The organism is Serratia sp. (in: enterobacteria) (genome assembly GCF_046715635.1).
GTDB lineage: Bacteria > Pseudomonadota > Gammaproteobacteria > Enterobacterales > Enterobacteriaceae > Chania.
Window position 1 is genome coordinate 1 of record NZ_JBKJYW010000518.1, and the last position, 2,682, is coordinate 2,682.

Consider the following 2,682-nt stretch of genomic DNA (forward strand, 5'->3'; position numbering starts at 1 on the left):
GCCTGCTGATAGGACAGGGTTTCGGCACTGTCGCAATCCAGTACCTGTTGCAGCAGATCGTCCACCTCGTTCATCAGGCGATACATATCATAGTGCGGGCGATACCATTCCAGCATGGTGAATTCAGGGTTGTGATGCCGCCCCGCTTCTTCATTACGGAAGCTGCGCCCCAGCTGATAGATCGGGCCGCTACCTGCCGCCAGCAGGCGCTTCATGTGGTATTCCGGGCTGGTCATCATGTACAGCGTCAGGCCATCTGCCGCGCCCGGGCCGACGAAACGCGTCTGGAACGGGACCAGGTGGATGTCGGTGACTGTCGCCTGGCTCATCGCCGGGGTCTCAACCTCCAATACGCCACGATCGGCAAAGAAACGCCGGATCTCAGCCAGTATCGCTGCGCGCTTCAACAAATTGGCGATAGGTGCACTTGGCTGCCAGCTTGCCGTTTCGCTCATGGTAATTACTCCGAAATCAAACAGGGGGTGCAGTCTACTCGCATCCTCTCATGCAAACAAATTCTTGGCTATTGTGTGCGCTGGTCTACATTAAAATCATAAAAAACATATAAGCCATATAAACCACCGACAATCGTACTAATCAAAGACAAAGCCGAGGCAACACCTTATTTTTGCAGGAATGCCTCTTGCGTAACGGTTAAAAGGCAAAACAATCGATCACATCAAATTTCTACTACTTAACTTTAGGTATAGTGATAACCCTATATTCGGTAGCAGTTATCTATCCTTAGTGTTTAGTTTAAAAAGTCACTGAATTTAGCTTAGCACCCGAAGCACCTTTATAAATATTAAGCATAGATTAATTAAATTGTCGTTTTAACAAGAACATTGGAGGAGTGCAGTGCAAACCTTTAACGCCGACCTAGCCATCATTGGTGCCGGGGGAGCTGGTTTACGGGCCGCTATAGCCGCCGCGGAAGCCAATCCCCAACTGAAAATCGCGCTGATATCTAAAGTTTATCCCATGCGCAGCCACACGGTAGCCGCCGAAGGGGGCTCCGCCGCAGTCACTCAGGATCACGACAGCTACGACTATCACTTCCAGGACACCGTTGCCGGTGGCGACTGGTTGTGTGAGCAGGACGTGGTCGATCACTTTGTTCACAGCTGCCCACGAGAAATGGCCCAGTTGGAGCAATGGGGCTGCCCGTGGAGCCGTAAGCCAGACGGTTCGGTCAACGTGCGCCGTTTTGGCGGCATGAAGATTGAACGTACCTGGTTTGCTGCCGATAAAACCGGCTTCCACATGCTGCATACCCTGTTCCAGACCTCGCTGAAGTATCCGCAAATCCAACGCTTCGATGAGCACTTCGTGCTGGACGTGCTGGTGGATGATGGCCAGGCGCGCGGCGTGGTTGCCATGAACATGATGGAAGGCACCCGGGTGCAGATCCGTGCCAACGCGGTCATTATGGCCACCGGCGGTGCGGGCCGTGTTTATCGTTATAACACCAACGGCGGCATCGTCACCGGCGACGGTATGGGGATGGCGTTCCACCACGGCGTGCCACTGCGCGATATGGAGTTTGTGCAATATCACCCAACCGGCCTGCCAGGTTCAGGCATCCTGATGACCGAAGGCTGCCGCGGTGAAGGCGGTATTCTGGTTAACAAAGACGGCTACCGCTACCTGCAAGACTACGGTATGGGCCCGGAAACCCCGCTGGGCGAGCCAAGAAACAAATATATGGAGCTGGGCCCGCGTGACAAAGTATCGCAGGCTTTCTGGCATGAATGGCGTGCTGGCCGCACCATCGCCACCCCGCGCGGCGACGTGGTCTATCTGGATCTGCGCCACCTGGGCGAGAAGAAGCTGCTGGAGCGTCTGCCGTTCATCTGTGAACTGTCGAAAGCCTACGTGGGTGTCGATCCGGTCAAGGATCCGATCCCGGTACGCCCAACCGCGCACTACACCATGGGCGGTATCGAAACCGATCAGAACTGTGAAACCCGCATCAAAGGCCTGTTCGCCGTCGGCGAATGTTCCTCTGTTGGCCTACACGGTGCGAACCGCCTGGGCTCCAACTCACTGGCTGAACTGGTAGTGTTTGGGCGTGTGGCAGGTGAGCACGCCGCCCGCAGCGCACTCGAAAGCGGCCCGGCTAACGGCAGCGCGCTCGAAGCGCAAGGCCGTGACGTGGAAACCCGCCTCAGCAACCTGATGAAACAAGAAGGCAGCGAGAACTGGTCGAAGATCCGCGATGAAATGGGTCTGTCGATGGAAGAAGGCTGTGGTATCTACCGTACACCGGAGCTGATGCAAAAAACCATCGATAAGCTGGCGGAGCTGAAAGAACGCTTCAAGCGCGTCAAAATCACCGACAACTCCAGCGTGTTCAACACCGATCTGCTGTACACCATCGAGCTGGGCTATGGCCTGGACGTTGCCGAATGTATGGCGCACTCGGCCTTCAACCGTAAAGAATCGCGCGGCGCACACCAGCGTCTCGACGAAGGTTGTACCGAGCGTGACGACGTGAACTTCCTGAAACATACGCTGGCGTTCCATAACCCGAACGGTACACCACGCCTGGAGTACAGCGACGTGAAAATTACCAAACTGCCACCGGCCAAGCGTGTTTATGGCGCAGCAGCCGAAGCGCAAGACAAAGAGAGAAAGGATAAGGAGCAGGCGAATGGCTGAGCTGAAAACCCTGAAAATCGA

General features: G+C 55.3%; 2 protein-coding genes. One reads left to right on the forward strand and one right to left on the reverse strand.

Translation table 11 applies throughout. The features are described from left to right. Positions 1-455, reverse strand: a 455-nt coding sequence (gene epmA, locus ACLQ7H_RS26830) for an elongation factor P--(R)-beta-lysine ligase (RefSeq protein WP_411755297.1), incomplete at its 3' end; no start/stop codon positions are given. A gap of 403 nt (positions 456-858) precedes the next feature. Between epmA and frdA the strand changes: the two genes are divergently transcribed. Further along, a complete protein-coding gene (gene frdA, locus ACLQ7H_RS26835) occupies positions 859-2,661 on the forward strand; it encodes a fumarate reductase (quinol) flavoprotein subunit (protein ID WP_411755298.1) in 1,803 nt (600 codons plus the stop codon). The last annotated feature ends 21 nt before the right edge of the window (positions 2,662-2,682 follow it).